This window comes from Pseudomonas sp. PS01303, assembly GCF_029959385.1.
GTDB classification, from domain to species: Bacteria; Pseudomonadota; Gammaproteobacteria; order Pseudomonadales; family Pseudomonadaceae; genus Aquipseudomonas; species Aquipseudomonas rustica.
Map to the genome: position 1 here is coordinate 1 of NZ_JASCPK010000359.1, position 255 is coordinate 255.

The 255-nt window shown below is 45.1% G+C and carries 1 tRNA gene; it reads left to right on the plus strand.

Going from position 1 to position 255, the window contains the following annotated elements:
• Window positions 1–16: 16 nt before the first annotated feature.
• Window positions 17–92 (plus strand) — tRNA-Ala (locus QMX93_RS30950).
• Window positions 93–255 lie beyond the last annotated feature (163 nt).

Genomic DNA, 255 nt, shown 5'->3' on the forward strand with positions numbered 1-255 from the left:
ACGCCTGTAGAAATACGGGGCCATAGCTCAGCTGGGAGAGCGCCTGCCTTGCACGCAGGAGGTCAACGGTTCGATCCCGTTTGGCTCCACCACTACTGCTTCTGAAGTTTGAAAGCTTAGAAATGAGCATTCCATCGTTGTGATGATGAATGTTGATTTCTAGTCTTTGACTAGTTCGTTCTTTAAAAATTTGGGTATGTGATAGAAAGATAGACTGAACGTTACTTTCACTGGTAACGGATCAGGCTAAGGTAA